The following is a 16,357-nucleotide window of genomic DNA, read 5'->3' on the forward strand; positions in this document are numbered from 1 at the left end:
AGGCCCGGAGCGATCAACAAGGGAGGAAATGAAATGACCGGATCAATGAAAGGCCTCGTCAAGGCGCTCGCTTTGGGGTTGGCGGCGGCTTGCAGCCTGGCCGCCATCTCGGGCGCGAGTGCCGAGGAACTGTCGCTCAAGGGCAAGCGCATCGGCGTTTCCGCCATCGGCACGGATCACTATTGGGACCTGATGGCGTTCCGCGGCATCCAGGATCGTGTGAAGGAGCTCGGCGGCGAAGTGATCGCGCTCGACGCCGGCCGCAAGGACCAGCAGCAGATCGCGCAGCTGCAGACGCTGATCGCGCAGAAGCCCGACGCCATCATCGAGCAGCTCGGCAATCTCGAAGTGCTGAACCCGTGGCTGCAGAAGATCCGCGATGCCGGCATCCCGCTGTTCACGGTCGACACCGCGACGCCGCACGCCATCAACAACACCACGTCCAACAACTACAATATCGGCGCCGAGATCGCGCTGCAGATGGTCGCCGACATGGGCGGCAAGGGCAATGTGCTGGTCTTCAACGGCTTCTACAGCGTGCCGGTCTGCAAGATCCGCTACGACCAGCTGAAGTATGTGCTGACCTCGTTCCCGGATGTGAAGATCGTCGAGCCGGAATTGCGCGACGTCATCCCGAACACTGTGCAGAGCGCCTACTCCAACGTCACCGACATGCTGACCAAGTCGCCCGAGAAGGGCTCGATCGGCGCGGTGTGGGCCTGCTGGGACGTGCCGCAGATCGGCGCCACGCAGGCGGTCGAGGCCGCCGGCCGCAACGAGGTCAAGACCTACGGCATCGACGGCAGCCCGGAAGTCATCAAGATGGTGATGGATCCGAAGTCGTCGGCAGGCGCGGTGGCCGCGCAGCAGCCCTATGAGATCGGCAAGACATCGGTTGACAATGCCGCCAGATATCTTGCCGGCCAGAAGGTTGCGCCCTTCACCTTCGTACCGGCGGTGCTGATCAACAAGGAAAATGCCGCCGAAAAAGGAAAGCCGTTCCTCGACGCCGCCGAGAAGGCAGGCGTTAAATAGGCGGAACGAAACGGCGGGCAGCCATCCCCAGGGAAATGGCCGCCCGCCACCATCAACCAGGATTGACGGCCATGCAGACAGCAAAGCGTGAAATTGCTGTATCGATGAAGGACATATCGAAGCGGTTCGGTCCGGTGCGGGCGCTGGAGAACGCGAACCTCCAGATCGCGCGCGGCTCGATCCTCGGCCTCGTCGGCCAGAACGGCGCCGGCAAGTCGACGATCATCAAGGTGCTGGCCGGCATCATCCGACCGGATAGCGGCACTATCGTCATCAATGGCGATACCGTGACCTCGCTGTCGCCGGCATCGGTGGAAAAGCTCGGCGTGCATTTCATCCATCAGGACAGGCTGCTGGTGCCGACCGCGACGGTCGGCGAGGCGGTGTTCCTCGGCCATGAAATCGGCCTCGGTCCGTTCGTCAGCCGCCGCGCCATGGAGCGCAAGGCGGCCGATCTGTTGAAGCGGTTCTTCGGCATGGAATTGCCGGCGGGAACCCTGGTCAAGGACCTGACCACGGCGCAGCAGAAAGTGGTGCAGATCACGCGGGCGCTGGCGCAGAAGGCGTCCGTGCTGGTGCTCGACGAGCCGACGGCGGCGCTGGTCAAACGCGAGGTGGACAGCCTGTTCGACGTGCTGCGCCGGCTGCGCGACGACGGCATCGCCGTGGTCTTCATTTCCCACTACATGCAGGAAATCGAAAAGCTCTGCGACCGCGTCACCGTGATGCGCAACGGCACCGATGTCGGCACGGTCGACCCGCGTGAGACATCGATCGACGAAATCATATCGATGATGATCGCCCGCGATGTCGGCGAGATGTTTCCCAAGCGTTCGGTCACGCTTGGCGCGCCGGTGCTCGAAGTCGCCAATCTGCGGCTCGGCGGCAGCTTCGAAAACATCGGCTTCAACGTTCGCGCCGGCGAGATCGTCGGCCTCACCGGCCTGCTCGGCTCGGGCGCCAAGGAAATCGTGCAGTGTCTGTTCGGCCTCAAGACCGCCGATGGCGGCCAGATCAAGCTCGAGGGCAAGCAGCTGTCGCTGTCGACGCCGGTCAAGGCAGTGCGTGACGGCATCGCCATGCTGCCGGAGGATCGTCGCGCGCACGGCGTGGCGCTCGGCCTGTCGGTGCGCGAGAACATTTCGCTGGCCAGCCTGCGCCGCTATTCCAGAAGCGGGCTGGTCAGCCGCAACAGCGAGAACCAGGCGGTCGACGGACTGATCAAGGAATTGTCGATCAAGACGCCGCATCGCGACGCGCTGGTGCGTGAACTCTCCGGCGGCAACCAGCAGAAGGTGGCGATCGCCAAATGGCTGAGTTGCCAGTCGCGCGTCTACGTGCTGGACGAGCCCACGGTGGCGGTCGATGTCGGCGCCAAGGTCGAAATCTACAATCTGTTGAACCGGCTGGCGGGCGAGGGCGCGGCGATCCTGCTTCTGTCGTCAGACCTGCTCGAACTGGTCGGGGTCTGCGACCGGGTGCTGGTCGTCTATCGCGGCCGGCTGGCCGGTACCTTCTCCGGAGCGACGATGAACAGCGATGCGTTGCTCGCGGCGTCATCAGGCGCGCGCTCGAACGCTGACGGAGTGGCGGCATGAGCGCGACAACTGTCCACGCCCAAGCCGGCGTGTCCGACCAAACCAGCGCCACAGGCAAAAGTGCTGGCCGGCGCTTCGCCACCCTCGTCGTGCGGCTCGGCGCGATTGCCGCCTTCGCCGCGATCATGGCCTATTTCGTCGTCTTCGCGCCGGGCTTCACCTCGACCTTCAACCTGATCAACGTCGTCGAGCAGTCGGCGATCCTGGGCGTGCTCGCCTATGGCATGACTTCCGTCATCATCGGCGGCGGCTCCGATGTCACCGAAGGCGGCATCGACCTGTCGATCGCCGCCAATATGGGGCTGTGCGCCGCCGTCTACGCCACGCTGCTGTCCATGGGCTATGGCGACTTCGTTTCGGTGCTGGCGGCCATCGCCGTCGGCATGGCGGTCGGCGCGCTGAACGCCCTTGCCGTGGTCGGCCTCGGCATCCTGCCGCTGCTGGCGACGCTTGCCGTGCTCAACGTCGCCGCCGGCATGGAACTCACGCTTACCCAGAACACGGTCGTCGGCGCATCCTCCCCGCTGCTCGGCTTCCTGGTTTCCGGGGCCTTTCTTGGCATCTCGGCGCTGGCCTGGGCGCTGATCCTGTTCTCCGCCCTCGTCATCGCCATCTTTCACTACACCTCGTTTGGGCTCAGGCTCTACGCGGTCGGCGGCCATCCGGAAGCAGCGCGCGCGGCCGGTCTCAGCGTGCCCTTTTACGTGTCCTTCACCTATGTGCTGAGCGGCTTCTGCGCGGCGGTGGCAAGCGTCCTCACCGTTTCGCGGCTCTCGGCCAGCACGCCCGGTTCCGGCGAACTGCTTTTGTCGGTGCTGGCGGCGGCGCTCCTCGGCACCGTCTTTTCCCGCCGCTTCGTGCCGACCATGGGCGGCACGCTGCTCAGCGTGCTGTTCATCGGCCTGCTCGCCAACGGCTTCCAGTTGCTCAACGTCTCGAGTTACTGGGTCAACGGCGTGCAGGGCGCGCTGATCCTGCTGGTGGTGGCCATCACATCCTTTGCCCGCGGCTCGGAGGGTTCACGATGAGCGTCTCGGCCAATGACAGTCCCAAGATGGGCCTGCGCGCTTTCCTCGCCAAATACAGCGTGCTCATCGCCTTCGCGGCGATCGTCATCTTCTTCGCGGTGGCGAGCCCGACCTTCCTGACGCCGGCCAACCTCTTCAACGTGCTGGTCAACAATGTCGTCATGCTGGCGATCGTGGCGCTCGGGCTCACCATCGTCATCTCGTCCGGCGGCATCGATCTTTCCGTCGGCGTGTCCGTCGACATGGCCAGCATGGTCTTCGTCATGCTGCTCGCCGCCGGCTATAGTGGCGTGGTCGGCGTCGGTGGCGGCCTGGGTGCTGCCCTGGTCGTCGGCATCCTCAACGCCATCCTCATCACCAGGCTCAACATCAGCCCGTTCCTGGCAACGCTCGGCGTGCTGTTCATCGGTCAGAGCACACAGCAGCTCGCCACCAGCGGCGGCCAGCCGATCTACCTCACCAGCGGTTATGCCAGCGACCAGTTCAACGCCATTGCCCGCACCGCCCTGTTCGGCGTGCCGACACCGGTGATCGTGCTGGTCGTCTCGGCTATCGCGGTCCACGTCCTGCTGCACCGTTCTGTCTTCGGCCGCTATGTGCAGGCGATGGGCGCGCAGCCCGGCGTCGCCTGGTATTCCGGCATCCGAGTGCCGCGCGAATTGTCGATGGTGCATGTGCTGTGCGCGCTGCTGGCAGGGGTCACCGGCATCCTGCTGTCGGCAACCGTCAAGTCCTACGTACCGCTGTCCGGCAACGCCTTCCTGCTCGATGCGATCGGCGCCACCTTCATCGGCACGACGCTCAGCCGCGAGCGCAAGCCTTCGGTGATCGGCACGCTGCTCGGTGTCCTGCTGCTTGCCATCGTCAAGAACGGGCTGCTGCTCGTTGGCTGGAATTTCTACTGGCAGCAGGTCGGCATCGGCGTGCTGGTCTTCCTGGTGCTGGCCGTGAGCTTCGGCCTGCGCCGCGCCACCCATTGAGTTCGAAAGGTCAGCCAACCATGCCACAATTCGACGTCAGCTCGATCGGCTTCTACGTCCTTGATATCCTGGGGCGGCCGGTGTCGCGCATCCCCGAGGGCGGCCGGGCCGACTATATCGAGGAGATCCGCATGACGGTCGCCGGCACGGCCGGCGCGACCGGCATGGACTGCGCCATCCTCGGGTTGAAGACGCGGGCCGTCACCACGCTTGGGACCGACGACATGGGCGACTGGTTCCTGGCCAAGCTGAAGAAATATGGCCTGGAGTGCGGCCTGGTGCGCCGCGACGGCAGCGTCCAGACCTCTTCCACCATTCTGCCGGTGCGGCCAAATGGCGAGCGTCCGGCATTGCATGTGCCGGGGACGGCCGCCGTGTTCGAGGTCGCGGATGCCGATCTCGACGCCGCGCTCGACGCCACGGTCGTCCATGTCGGCGGTACAGGGCTGTTGAAGCGTTTTGATGGCGCGCCAACGGTCAAGCTGTTGAAGCGCGCCAAGGAACTTGGCCGCGTCACAACCTTCGATCTGATCCAGGCGACGCCGGAAACCTGGAAGCTGGTTGAGCCGTGCCTGCCCTATATCGACTATTTCGTGCCGAGCATCGACGAGGCGGGCGAGATGGCGCACGACCGGGATCCGGACCGCGTGACCGCCTTCTTCAAGGCGAGGGGCGTGAAGAACTGCATCCTGACCCTCGGCGCCGATGGCGTGCATGTCTCGCCGCAGCATGGCGAGGATTTCCACCTGCCGGCCTTCGACGTCGAGGTCTTCGACACCACGGGCTGCGGTGACTCCTTCACCGCCGGCATCATCGTCGGTATCGTCAAGGGCTGGGACCTCAAACAGTCGGCGCGCTTCGCAACCGCCGTCGCCGCCAAGGTGGCGATGGGGCTCGGCTCCGACGGCAAACTCGTTTCATTCGACGACACGGTCGCGGCGATGGATTCGCTCCCGGTCAAGACATCAAAGGTGCAAGCAGCATGACCATTCTTCCTGAGGCCAAGGGCAAGACGGCTCTCGTCACCGGCGCCAGCCGCGGTATCGGCAGGGCGCTCGCCAAGGGGCTTGCCGAGGCGGGCTTCGACGTCGCCGTCACCGACCTGCCGTCGCAGGCCGCGGAGCTTGCCGTAACCAAGGCCGAGATCGAGGCGGCCGGCCGCAAGGCCTATGTCTACACGATGGATGTCAGCAAGAAACACGAGATCGAGGCGACCGCGCAGGCGCTGCTTGCGGCGGCTGGCAGCATCGACGTGCTGGTCAACAATGCCGGCATCCTGAAGCCCAGCCTGCTCCAGGACCTCGACGAGGCCAGCTGGGACGCGCATTTCGACATCAATGCCAAGGGCGTGCTGATGATGTGCCAGGCCGTGCTGCCGCATATGCGCACCAGGAGATCGGGCAGGGTGATCAACATCGCCTCGATCGCCGGCCGCCAGGGCGTGCCGACGCAGGGTCATTACGCGGCGACCAAATCGGTGGTGATCACGCTCACCCGCGTGCTGGCGCAGGAAGTCGGCATGGACGGCGTCACTGTCAATGCCATCTGCCCCGGCATCATCCTGACCGAGATGGGCAAGAACAACCTCGGCAGCGAGGCGGCGATCCGCCATTGGGAAGATGTCGCGGCGCTGAAGCGCCTCGGCGCACCTGAGGACGTCGTCGGGCCGGTGCTGTTCTTCGCCTCGGATTTGTCGGCCTTCGTCACCGGCCAGTCGCTCAACGTCGACGGCGGCATCTACTACCACTGACGGTCCGACGCGGGTTTGCGCAATCGCCACGTCCACGTCTGGCGTCGAAGATACAACGCGAGAGAGCGATGTGTTTGGAATGCTGGCAGGAAGGTGGCCCCAGAACGAGCGCCTAAGCCGCGACAGATTTGGGCGATCTGCTTCTTCCTGGATCGTGAGGCTGATTGAGTGATCGCGCGTTGTCGCGGTCAAGTCATCGTGCTCAGCAGAAATGCAACCCGGCCGTGTTGAGATAGACGGCATAAAGCGAACTGTCGGCAGTGATGAACAGGCGATTTCGATGAGGTCCGCCAAAGCACACATTGGCGACAGTCTCCGGGACAAGAATCTTGCCAAGAAGCGTACCGTCCGACGCAAGGCAATGCACGCCATCGCCAGCCGACACCCATAAATTGCCGTCAGCATCGATACGAAACCCATCAGGGATGCCGGGATCGATCTCGGCAAAGACGCCGCCACCCGAAAGGCGGCCGTATTCGTCCACATCGAAGCGACGGATATGGTGCGGCTTATCCGAACCATGGGAACGGCCGCTGTCGGCGACATAGAGATGTGTCTCGTCCGGGGAAAAGGCAAGGCCGTTCGGCTTGTCGAAGTCGCCGGCAACCACCGATAGCGTACCTGACTTGGGATCGAGGCGGTAGACGTTCCAGGCTCCGATCTCGCTGGGTGCCTTGTAGCCCTCATAATTGCTCAGGATGCCGTAGGGCGGATCGGTAAACCAGACAGTATCGTCAGACCTGACCACCACGTCGTTGGGCGAATTGAGACGCTTGCCCTCGAACCGATCGGCCAGGACGGTGATGCTGCCATCATATTCGGTACGCGTGACGCGCCGTTCCCCATGCTCGCAGCTGACGAGGCGTCCCTGCCGGTCGCGCGTATTGCCGTTGGAAAAATTCGACGGATAGCGGAAAGTGGATACATCACCCGTCACTTCATCCCACTTCAGCATCCTGTTGTTGGGAATGTCGCTGAAGAGCAGAAAGCGCCCATCAGCGAAATACACGGGCCCTTCGGCCCAGCGCGTTCCGGCGTGAAGTTTTTCGAGTTTGCACAACGGGATGATGAAATCGTGGAAGCGACGATCAAGAACCTCGTAGTATGTCATCTTCAGGTGCCTTGCTTGCTGGGTTGCCTTGCCGATCAGCCGGTTCCTTCGGGCTTGCACATGGCCCGACAGAGCGTTTCAACGTCGCGCAAACGCCTGCGCAGCTCGCGCTCGGCCTCGTCGGCATTATGGGCAATGAAGGCCTGATAGCCGCGACCGGCGCATCTCCTCGCAGCGCTGAACGCCTCGGGGTGCTGGAGAGATGCATGACGCCTCATTGACAGGTCCGCCAACAGCTTCAGATGTCCTTGTTCTTGCCGGTGAGACCGTGAATCAGCAGCATGACCAGGATGATCGCGCCGAAGATCATCTCGCGCGCGGCAGCGGGCATCTGCATCACCGAAAGGATCGACGACAGAAGCGTGATGAAGATCGCGCCGGCGAAGGTGCCGATATAGTTCCCCCGACCGCCTTGAATGGAGGTTCCCCCGACCACCACAGCCGAGATGACCGGCATGAGGTAGGGGTCGCCCATGCCCTGATAGGCCTGGTTGGTGTAGCCCAGCAGCAGGATAGCGCCGAAACTGGAAAACGCTCCGGCAAGGACGAAGGTTGCTACTGTCACCAGGCGGACCCGCGCCCCGGCAAGGAACACCGCACGTCGCGAATTGCCCAGTGCATAGAGGTAGTTGCCATAGACGGTACGCCGGAGCACCCAGACCGTGACCACGGCCACTCCCAGCCATACGAGAAAGGCGTTGGGGATGCCGAAGGTCCGTCCGATCGCCGCCTGTGTCGCCAGCCAGGGGACCTCACCGTTGGGACGGCTGTTGCCGGTGTAGAAAACCGTGGCGCCAAGCAGCATGGCGTTCACCGCCAGCGTCCAGACCATCGCGGGTACGCGAAAGATCGCAACACCGATGGCGTTCAAGAGCCCAATAACCATGCCAAAGCACAGGCCTAGTGGAATTGCCAGGCTGGCGATCACGGGATTGGAACTGCCAGTGGCCGAGATGACAACAATCGCCGTGCCTGTGATCGTCCAGGGCACCGAAAGGTCGATCTCGCCCAGCAGGATCACCAGCATGGCACCGGTGGCGATGATACCAAGAAAGGCGGCGATCTGAAGCTGTTGCAGAATGTAGCTGGGCTTCAGGAAGCCGGGATACAATAGCGAACCACCCAAGAGCAGGGCGATGCAGCCCAGCCCAATCAGCAGGACGGACACATGGTCCCGGCTTAACCAGCGGCGGGATTTGTGGGGCGCAGCGCGTCGTGCGGTTGCATCAGTCATCAGCGGTACAACTCAAGCCGGCTGCGCACCCGGAAGACGCCGAGCGCTCCCAGTGCAATTGCAGTTGCGAGGATCAATCCCTCGAAGAAGGGCTGCGCCAATGGTGGCAGCCCGGAGAAGAACATCAACGACGAGATTGTCTTGAGGATCAAAGCGCCGATAACGGCGCCGATGGGGTTGCCGACGCCACCGCTCAGCGCCACTCCGCCCAGCACGATGGCGCCGATCGAATTCAGCGTGTAGGACGGCGCGATATTGGGATCGCCAGTAAGCGTGACCATGCTGACATAGATGCCGGCAAGAGCCGCGATGAAGCCGCTGCTGCCGTAGGCGATGAGCTTGAGCCGGTTTACGCGAAGGCCGGTCATGTAAGCCGACTGTTCAGACGATCCGACAGCATAGAGGCCGAGGCCGAGGGCCGACCGGCGCAGAAAGACCATCAGTGCGACAAGGACGACGACAAGAATCATCGCCGAGACCGGAACGTCCGCCACTGCATAGGTGAGCGCGTCCGACATCGTCTCATCGATGCTGCCTCCGGGCGTAGGTCGCAAAAGCAGAGCGATGCCGCCGAAGATTCCACCCGTCGCAAGGGTGGCAACGATTGGCTGCACCCGGCCATAGACAACCGCGATCCCGTTCACCAGCCCGCAGGCCACCCCGACGGCCAGCACTGCAATCATCCCAAGGGCGATCGAGGTCGGAGATCCGTTTAGAAGGAACGACGCCACCACGTTGGTCAGTGCGATAATAGATCCTACCGACAGGTCGATTCCCTTGACCAGAACCACAAAGAACTGAGCGATCGCGGCAAGCCCAAGCAGTGCCCCCTGGTTCGACCAGATTGTAACCACATAGGTTGAAAAGCCGCGCGGATGGACGGCCATGTAGCCGGCGAAAAGCACGACCAGCGCGAGCGCGGCAATCGCTTCCTTGGCATTTTGGCGAAGCCAGGACATCATGCTCGGGCCTCAGCGTGAAGGTGCACGTTCATCGAGGCGGCGATGAGCGCATCGGCGGACAGGGTATCGCCCTTTAGTTCCCTGGCCACACTGCCCCGGTAGAAGACATAGACCCGATCGCACAAGTGGATAAGTTCCTCATAGTCGGTCGATTGCAGGATCACGGCCATTCCCTCGGCCGCTAGGTCAGTGAGCAGCCTGTAGATCTGGGCCTTGGTCGGCAGGTCGATGCCGCGCGTCGGGTCCATCAGCAGCAGACATCTGGGCGACAGAACCAGCCATTTGGCCAGCACCACCTTCTGCTGGTTGCCGCCCGAAAGCGTCGAGACGGGATCATCGAGCGAACCGTAGGTCAATGCCAGCCGTTCGATCAGGCCTTGAAGCCGGGCCTCGTTGCCGCCGTTCAGGTCGAGCAGGCCGAAGGGCGCGCGCCCGAGAACTGCCAAGCGCAGGTTTTGCGCTACCGACATGCCGGGGATCAGCCCCTCGGTCTTGCGATCCTCGGGCACGAGCGCCAGACCGACATCGGATTGTTTCACCCTCGGCGGCTGCAAACCGTTCAGTCGCTTGCCATTCAGCGTGATGCGGCCCGTCACTCCGCGCAGCACACCGAAGACCGCATGCATGATCTGCTGCTGGCCCTGGGCATCCAAACCGCCGAGCCCGACGATCTCGCCGGCGCGAGCGGCGATCGATACGTCGACAAGCTGGTTTTGCCAACTGACGTTGGACACATCCAGAACGGTCGGCGCCGCGTCGGGCACGGGCGGGCGGCGCGGCGGAAACAGCTCCTCCAGCGAGCGGCCGATCATCAGGCCCACGATCTCATCGGTCGTGCGCGCGCCAACGTCGAATGTCTCGATATGCTTGCCGTTGCGGAAGACGGATATGCGGTCGGCGATGGCGTCGACCTCGTGCATGCGATGCGAGATGAAGAGGATGGCGACGCCCTGCTCCTTCAGCATTCTGAGGACACCGAACACCGTCTCGACGAGCTCGCTGGTCAACGCCGAGGTCGCCTCGTCAAGGATAAGAAGCTTGGGCTTGCGGAACACGGCCTTGGCGATTTCCACAAGCTGGCGTTCGGACAGCGACAGGCCAGAGACCCGGGCGCCGAGCGGGATCGACTTGGCCCCTACCAGATCCAGCGCCGCGCGCGCCTCACGATAAACACCGCGCTGCATCAATCCCATCCGGGTGCGGGGCGCGGCGAGCACGATATTGTCGCCGACCGAAAGGTGCGGCATCAGCGACAGTTCCTGGAACATGCAGACCGTGCCCTGTTCTGCCGCCTCGCGCGGCGAGGAAAAGTGCACCGTCTGCCCGCCAATGGAGATCGTTCCCGTATCCGGCTGGATGACACCGGCCAACAATTTCATCAGCGTTGACTTGCCGGCGCCATTTTCGCCGAGAATGGCGTGCACGCGCCCTGGCTCGCAGCGGAAATCCACCATGGTCAACGCTGGAACGCCACCATAGGATTTCGACACCGATTTCAGTTCAACATAGCGGTCGGCCATGCGCGCTCCCTGCCGTCGACCTGGCCGGCGCAGACGCCGGCCAGGGTCATGTGTCATTGGCTAGTTGGAGTTATCGGCCGTCTGGCCGTTCAGCTCATCGGGCGTGAACACGGGGAAGCACTGGGGAAAACCGGTGGCCGTGTAGAAGGTCTTGGGCAGGTCGGGAAAGAAATCCTTGCCCTCTGTCAGGTCCGCGTTGTCCTTGTGCGGGATTGGCAGGAAAACCTTCTGCGGCAGCGCATTACCCTCCAGCAGCACGACCGAGGCCTCCAGCGCCATGGCGGCCAGCGCCGGCGCCTGAGCGGCGGTAATCCCCGGATACTTGCCCTTGCTGACCAGCATCCGCGTGCCGTTGCCGGCATCGAAGCCGACCGGGACCACGGGGTGCTTGGCCGCGGCCATCGCCTCAAGCGCGCCAACGGAGCCCTCCTGGACAACGATGCCGTCAAAATTGCCGTTGGTGGCGATGGCGTCGGACGTTACCTTCGACGCCTTGCCCACGTCCCAGTCGCCTTCGACCTTGACCGTCTTTAGATCGGGGTACTTGGAGAAGACCTCGCTGAAGCCCGCCTGGTTGTCGCGGTCGACGCTGTTGCCGGGGACGCCATCGATTTCCAGAACCTGACCCGAAACATTGCCCTTCTTGGCCTTGATGCCATCGACCACGGCCTGCGCCTTGATCCGGCCCAGCTCGACCTGATCTTCATTGATCTGCACGACCTGGTTGGAGTCGAGGACGTTGTCATAGGTAACCAGCACCACGCCGGCTTGCTTGGCACGCCTCACGACCGCGTCGAAGGCGGTGGGATTGACGGCATTGATGATCACGGCGTCGTAGCCGGCGGCGATGAAGTTGTCGATCGCGGAGATCTGCGCCGTGGAATCGTTGCCCACCGATATGATCTTCAGGTCGGACAGCTTGGACTTATTCTCGGGACGCGCGCCCCAGGCCTTTGCGGTCTGGATGGAGTTGGCACGCCAGTCATTGCCGACATAGCCGTTGACCAGGGCAATCTTATAAGGCCCGGCCTTCTTCGGATAGGAGATCACCGAAGCACTGTCCGGTGCAGAAGCGTAGCAGTCGGGCTTGTAGGTTTCCTGCGCCCGGGCGCTTGGGAGCGTTGCGGCAGATGCCGCAAGGGCGCCCATCATCAGAAGCGTCATACGTCTTTTCATTTCACTTTCCTCCCGTTGTCCGGCGACCACCGCCGGTTTTCAAATTGATGTGAGCTTTCCTCCGCCGCACTTGCCGCTGCGGAGGCCGAATTCCCGAGATGGAGGCATATGGTCGGATCATGGTCCTGCTGCCATCAACGCCGGTTCAACGAGACGGCAATGATGATGATGGCCCCCTTGATGCATCGGCCAGGACGATGAATGGCGCCTTGCCGCCAAGCTCCAGCGAAACAGGAGCCAGATTGCGCGACGCATTGGCCATGATGCGCTTGCCGGTCGGTACGCTCCCGGTCATGGTGATGAGGTCGACGCCGGGTTCCGTGCAGAGCACTTCGCCTACGATTTCACCTCGTCCCGTTATGATGTTCACCACGCCGCCCGGCACGCCCGCTTCGACAAAGATGCGAGCCATTTCGAGTGCCGAAAGTGGCGTGTCTTCATGCGGTTTGAGGACGATGGTGTCGCCGGCGATCATGGCGGGCGCCACCTTGCGGCTGACCAGGGCGCCATTGGCTGGATTGATCACCGGGCGCATACCGGCTTCGCCAGTGACAAACTTCCCGTCGATCAACATGGGATAGGATTTCTTGTCTTCTGCTGCCATGGTTCGATCCGCTTTTGCGTGCGTTGCAGGCGTGCCGACGCCTAAGGGTTGGATTTCGCCGCAGCCATCTGGACCGCGAATTCGATCGCCTCGATCAGACTGTCCTCATTGGCGATGCCCTTGCCGGCAATGTCGAAGGCCGTGCCGTGGTCGACGGAGGTGCGGATGATCGGAAGGCCGAGCGTGACATTGACCCCGGAGAGCGCTTTCCACTCACCGGTCACGGGATCGACGTTGAAGCCGAGCAGCTTCACCGGGACATGGCCCTGATCGTGATACATCGCGACCACCGCGTCATATTGGCGGGCGCGCAGCTTGACGAAAACCGTATCGCCCGGAACGGGTCCAACCACCGTAAAATCGGCGGACGTGTAGGAGGCGACGATCGGGGTCGTGATATCGATATCCTCACGGCCGAAAATGCCGCCCTCACCGGCGTGCGGGTTGAGCGCGGCAATCGCAATGCGGGGATGGGCGATGCCGAGGCCGCGCAACGCCTCGACCGTCAACTGGATGACCCGCCGCAACCGGGGCTCGGTCAGTTTCGACGGAACCTGGGCCAGCGCTACGTGGGTCGAGACATGGCTGACTCGAAAATCGCCATGGGCAAGCATCATCACGGAATCGCGGGCGCCTGTAAGTTCCGCCAGCATGTCGGTGTGACCGGCATAATGATAGCCGGCCAGGTTGAGCGCTTCCTTGTTGAGAGGAGCCGTGACGATACCCGCGATTGAACCGGCCTGCGCCAGGCGCACGGCTTTTTCGATCGCCAGATAGGCGAGGCGCCCGCCTTCAGCCGACATGACGCCTGTCTCAATGGGGGTCCGCTCCGGTCCAGCCTCAAGAATGGCCACGGGCGGAACGGTCCCCCTCGCCGAAGCTGACGTTTCTTCCAGCTCGATGCGTCCTGAGATGGACTCCATTGCGCGCATCGCGGTGACGCTGCCGATAATGAGAAGCGACAACGATCCGTCGGCAAGCCGCGGTTTCAGCCTTGCGCATGCTTTTGCAATGATCTCAGGGCCGATGCCCGCGGGATCACCCATTGTGATGCCGAGTCTTGGACCAGACATAAACGCCCCTAATTGGTCAATTGTGGTCATCTTGTAATCCTTTCAACCATCGACGTGCAATAGTTTTCTTTTTCGGTCATCCGTAATCATATGAACGTGAGAATCGCCTCTTCGCCTGCCTCTCCGTGGCGTGCGATCCGAGGTGCCGGGCTGTTGAAATATCGTTTGACGCCATTTGACCGGCGGAGACCGACCCGCCGGCGCTTCTGGCCGGAGATCGTCTTGATCAGCGATGCGCGAGGGCCGCGAGCCTGCAGAGCAGGGCGCTGTCGCCGAATGCGCCGGATTTCGAAATGGTGGCCAGTCCCTCGAAAACACCACCCTTGACCCTGGAAACCGGAAGCCCCGGTTCGATCTCGCATTCGACCGTGAGTTCGATGACGCCCAGGCTGTCGCACACCGATCGCAATGTTTCACCGCCGGTGACGAGTAACGTGCCGGGCTTTGGCAAGCCTGCGAGAAGCGAGGCAAACACCTTGCCGATATGGGCTGCCACGGCGTGGCGATCACCCGATGCAGCGACACTGACGACCGACGGCTCCCCGCGGATCATCCTTTCCGCCAAACGCCTTCTCGCCTTGTCGATGTCGTGCTCCACGACCACATGCGCATCCGCATGCCTGGCTGCAAAGAGGGCTACCTGTCCCGCCGTGACTTCATGATTTGTGCCGACAAGGGCCAGAAATGGATCGGAAAACGCAGGAACAGGCTTGTGCGGCACATTCATGTGCCGTGCGAGTGCGGCCGCCAAGCCGCCAGTGCCGACCCACAACGTCGCTTGTTTCGGTACGGTCGCGACGATCCTGTCCAGGTCGGCATCCGTTTCGGCGTCGTGGAGTGTGATGAAATCAACTGGTTGTGACCCTGGTGCAGAACGCCCAGCCGTAAAGCGCTGGCCTAGACCGGCGACCAGGTCGGGACCTACCATTTCGGTTTGATCGAGCCGCCATTGCCGCCCAAGGCGCGTGGCGCGTCGCTGAAATGGGAACGCAGGTGCGATAACAACACGCCGGTACGTTCCGTTGACGATGCAAGCCTCAATTTCAGCGATGACGTGGCCGCGCAAAAGGCTGTCGATCTTCTTGAAACTCAACTGTCCGCCGGCAAGCCATGGCGCAAGCGCCCGGTGTCTCTCGACCGCCGTCGCCACAGGCCCCTCCCGGGTGGCGGCGTCGATAGCCATACGTCCCCCAAACGTACGGTCCAGCTGCCAGCTTACCCCAATGCCATTCCCGGGCGATGCAAGGGAAACCGCGCTATCCAGGGCGCCGGTCAAGTCGTCTGCGACGACCCGGATATCCTTAACCTCAGGAGTGCTCAACTCAACAACCCGAACGGCTGACGCGCACGACCTTGACGTCCACATCGAGCGTCCGAAGATTGGTGAGGTGAGCCGGATCGATGCCCTCGTCGGTAATGATCTGGTGGATCTCGGTCAGGCGGCAGATCGTGCAGAAATTGGGGACGGTGAACTTCGAATGGTCGGCAAGCACGACCACACGACGCGCCGCGGCAATCATCGCCTGCTTCATTGCCGCAACCTCCAGCGAGGTCTCCGTGAGCATGTCTCCGGTGATGGCATGAGTGCCCAGAATGGCCACATCGGCGTGAATGGTTCGCAGGAAATTCTCGCCAGGCTGGCCAATCAGTGTAAGCGAACCAGGCTTGCAGGTGCCTCCCGGCATCACCAGACGCACTCCCGGCACAGGTGCAAGTATCTGCGCGATCGCAAGGCTGTTGGTGACGGCCGTAAGCGGGATGGGCGCCGCGGCTATGGCGCGGGCGACTTCCAGAACGGTCGTGCTTGCGTCGAAAATGACGCTTTGCCCGGCTCGAAGTTCCGACATCATGGCGGCGCCTATGGCCTCTTTCTCGGCTCTGGCGAATTGCGCTGCAGTGGCGAGATCCGGCTCGAACGTGGCCAGTTCCGTGCGTTGAAGCATTGCGCCGCCATGCGTCCGCTCCAACGCTCCTTGCCGTTCAAGCGTCTCGAGATCGCGCCGGATCGTCGAAGGTGACGCGCCGATGAGATCGATGAGTTCCTGAACGCCGACGGCTCCTTCTCGTTTAAGGCATTCGAGGATGAAGGCGTGGCGCTTGGCCGGAATCAGATCGACCCGCCCGCGCCCGCCATCATCTTCCCATGCCCCGGCGGACACGACAGGCGCCATGTCCTCGGCTGTTGATTTTCGGACATTCCTTGCCACGTTCGTATCTCCGCATGGTCGCGACGCGCTCACCTGATTCACAGCGCGCTCTGTACCGCGAATATCACGAATCCCTCGG

Annotated in this window: 15 protein-coding genes; 6 read left to right on the forward strand and 9 right to left on the reverse strand. The window is 62.7% G+C overall.

Annotated features, from left to right (window positions below; genetic code table 11):
* Window positions 1–33: 33 nt before the first annotated feature.
* From AC07UC_RS08810 to AC07UC_RS08835, 6 genes are all read left to right on the forward strand, one after another.
* Window positions 34–1,035, forward strand: a complete 1,002-nt coding sequence (locus tag AC07UC_RS08810; protein ID WP_202325731.1) for a sugar ABC transporter substrate-binding protein — start codon at window positions 34–36, stop codon at window positions 1,033–1,035.
* 71 nt (window positions 1,036–1,106) lie between these two features.
* Entirely contained in the window at window positions 1,107–2,633 is a 1,527-nt protein-coding gene (locus tag AC07UC_RS08815) for a sugar ABC transporter ATP-binding protein (protein ID WP_494905191.1), read from the forward strand.
* Entirely contained in the window at window positions 2,630–3,661 is a 1,032-nt protein-coding gene (locus tag AC07UC_RS08820; protein WP_494905193.1) for an ABC transporter permease, read from the forward strand. The genes AC07UC_RS08815 and AC07UC_RS08820 overlap by 4 nt, the downstream gene beginning before the upstream one ends.
* The gene (locus AC07UC_RS08825; protein WP_494905195.1) at window positions 3,658–4,641 is read left to right on the forward strand and encodes an ABC transporter permease; all 984 of its coding nucleotides are present in this window, start codon (window positions 3,658–3,660) and stop codon (window positions 4,639–4,641) included. The genes AC07UC_RS08820 and AC07UC_RS08825 overlap by 4 nt, the downstream gene beginning before the upstream one ends.
* Window positions 4,642–4,661: 20 nt before the next feature.
* Entirely contained in the window at window positions 4,662–5,627 is a 966-nt protein-coding gene (locus AC07UC_RS08830; protein ID WP_494905197.1) for a carbohydrate kinase family protein, read from the forward strand.
* Window positions 5,624–6,391 carry an SDR family NAD(P)-dependent oxidoreductase gene (locus AC07UC_RS08835; protein ID WP_494905199.1) on the forward strand — a complete coding sequence of 256 codons (768 nt, stop codon included), beginning with the start codon at window positions 5,624–5,626 and terminating at the stop codon, window positions 6,389–6,391. The genes AC07UC_RS08830 and AC07UC_RS08835 overlap by 4 nt, the downstream gene beginning before the upstream one ends.
* A gap of 202 nt (window positions 6,392–6,593) precedes the next feature.
* Here AC07UC_RS08835 and AC07UC_RS08840 read toward each other — a convergent pair whose 3' ends face one another.
* From AC07UC_RS08840 to AC07UC_RS08880, 9 genes are all read right to left on the reverse strand, one after another.
* Window positions 6,594–7,502 carry an SMP-30/gluconolactonase/LRE family protein gene (locus tag AC07UC_RS08840; protein WP_494905201.1) on the reverse strand — a complete coding sequence of 303 codons (909 nt, stop codon included), beginning with the start codon at window positions 7,500–7,502 and terminating at the stop codon, window positions 6,594–6,596.
* A 238-nt stretch (window positions 7,503–7,740) separates the two neighbouring features.
* Window positions 7,741–8,670 carry an ABC transporter permease gene (locus tag AC07UC_RS08845; RefSeq protein ID WP_494905203.1) on the reverse strand — a complete coding sequence of 310 codons (930 nt, stop codon included), beginning with the start codon at window positions 8,668–8,670 and terminating at the stop codon, window positions 7,741–7,743.
* Window positions 8,671–8,735: 65 nt separating this feature from the next.
* Window positions 8,736–9,641, reverse strand: coding sequence for an ABC transporter permease (locus tag AC07UC_RS08850; protein ID WP_494905205.1), 906 nt, complete (start codon window positions 9,639–9,641; stop codon window positions 8,736–8,738).
* Window positions 9,642–9,694: 53 nt separating this feature from the next.
* On the reverse strand, window positions 9,695–11,218 hold the full coding sequence (locus AC07UC_RS08855) for a sugar ABC transporter ATP-binding protein (protein WP_494905207.1): 1,524 nt from the start codon (window positions 11,216–11,218) through the stop codon (window positions 9,695–9,697).
* Between the two features lie 60 nt (window positions 11,219–11,278).
* Window positions 11,279–12,394, reverse strand: a complete 1,116-nt coding sequence (locus AC07UC_RS08860) for a sugar ABC transporter substrate-binding protein (RefSeq protein ID WP_494905209.1) — start codon at window positions 12,392–12,394, stop codon at window positions 11,279–11,281.
* A 145-nt stretch (window positions 12,395–12,539) separates the two neighbouring features.
* Window positions 12,540–12,998: an aldehyde dehydrogenase family protein gene (locus AC07UC_RS08865; RefSeq protein ID WP_244735330.1), complete on the reverse strand. Its 459-nt coding sequence runs from the start codon at window positions 12,996–12,998 to the stop codon at window positions 12,540–12,542.
* Between the two features lie 41 nt (window positions 12,999–13,039).
* Complete coding sequence (gene pdxA, locus AC07UC_RS08870; protein ID WP_494905210.1) at window positions 13,040–14,071, reverse strand: 4-hydroxythreonine-4-phosphate dehydrogenase PdxA; 1,032 nt, start codon at window positions 14,069–14,071, stop codon at window positions 13,040–13,042.
* Window positions 14,072–14,297: 226 nt separating this feature from the next.
* Window positions 14,298–15,437, reverse strand: coding sequence for a four-carbon acid sugar kinase family protein (locus AC07UC_RS08875; RefSeq protein WP_494905211.1), 1,140 nt, complete (start codon window positions 15,435–15,437; stop codon window positions 14,298–14,300).
* Window positions 15,394–16,278, reverse strand: a complete 885-nt coding sequence (locus AC07UC_RS08880; protein WP_494905213.1) for a DeoR/GlpR family DNA-binding transcription regulator — start codon at window positions 16,276–16,278, stop codon at window positions 15,394–15,396. Before AC07UC_RS08880 ends, AC07UC_RS08875 begins: the two co-directional genes overlap by 44 nt.
* Window positions 16,279–16,357 lie beyond the last annotated feature (79 nt).

The organism is Mesorhizobium sp. GW821-FHT04C10 (assembly GCF_059420305.1).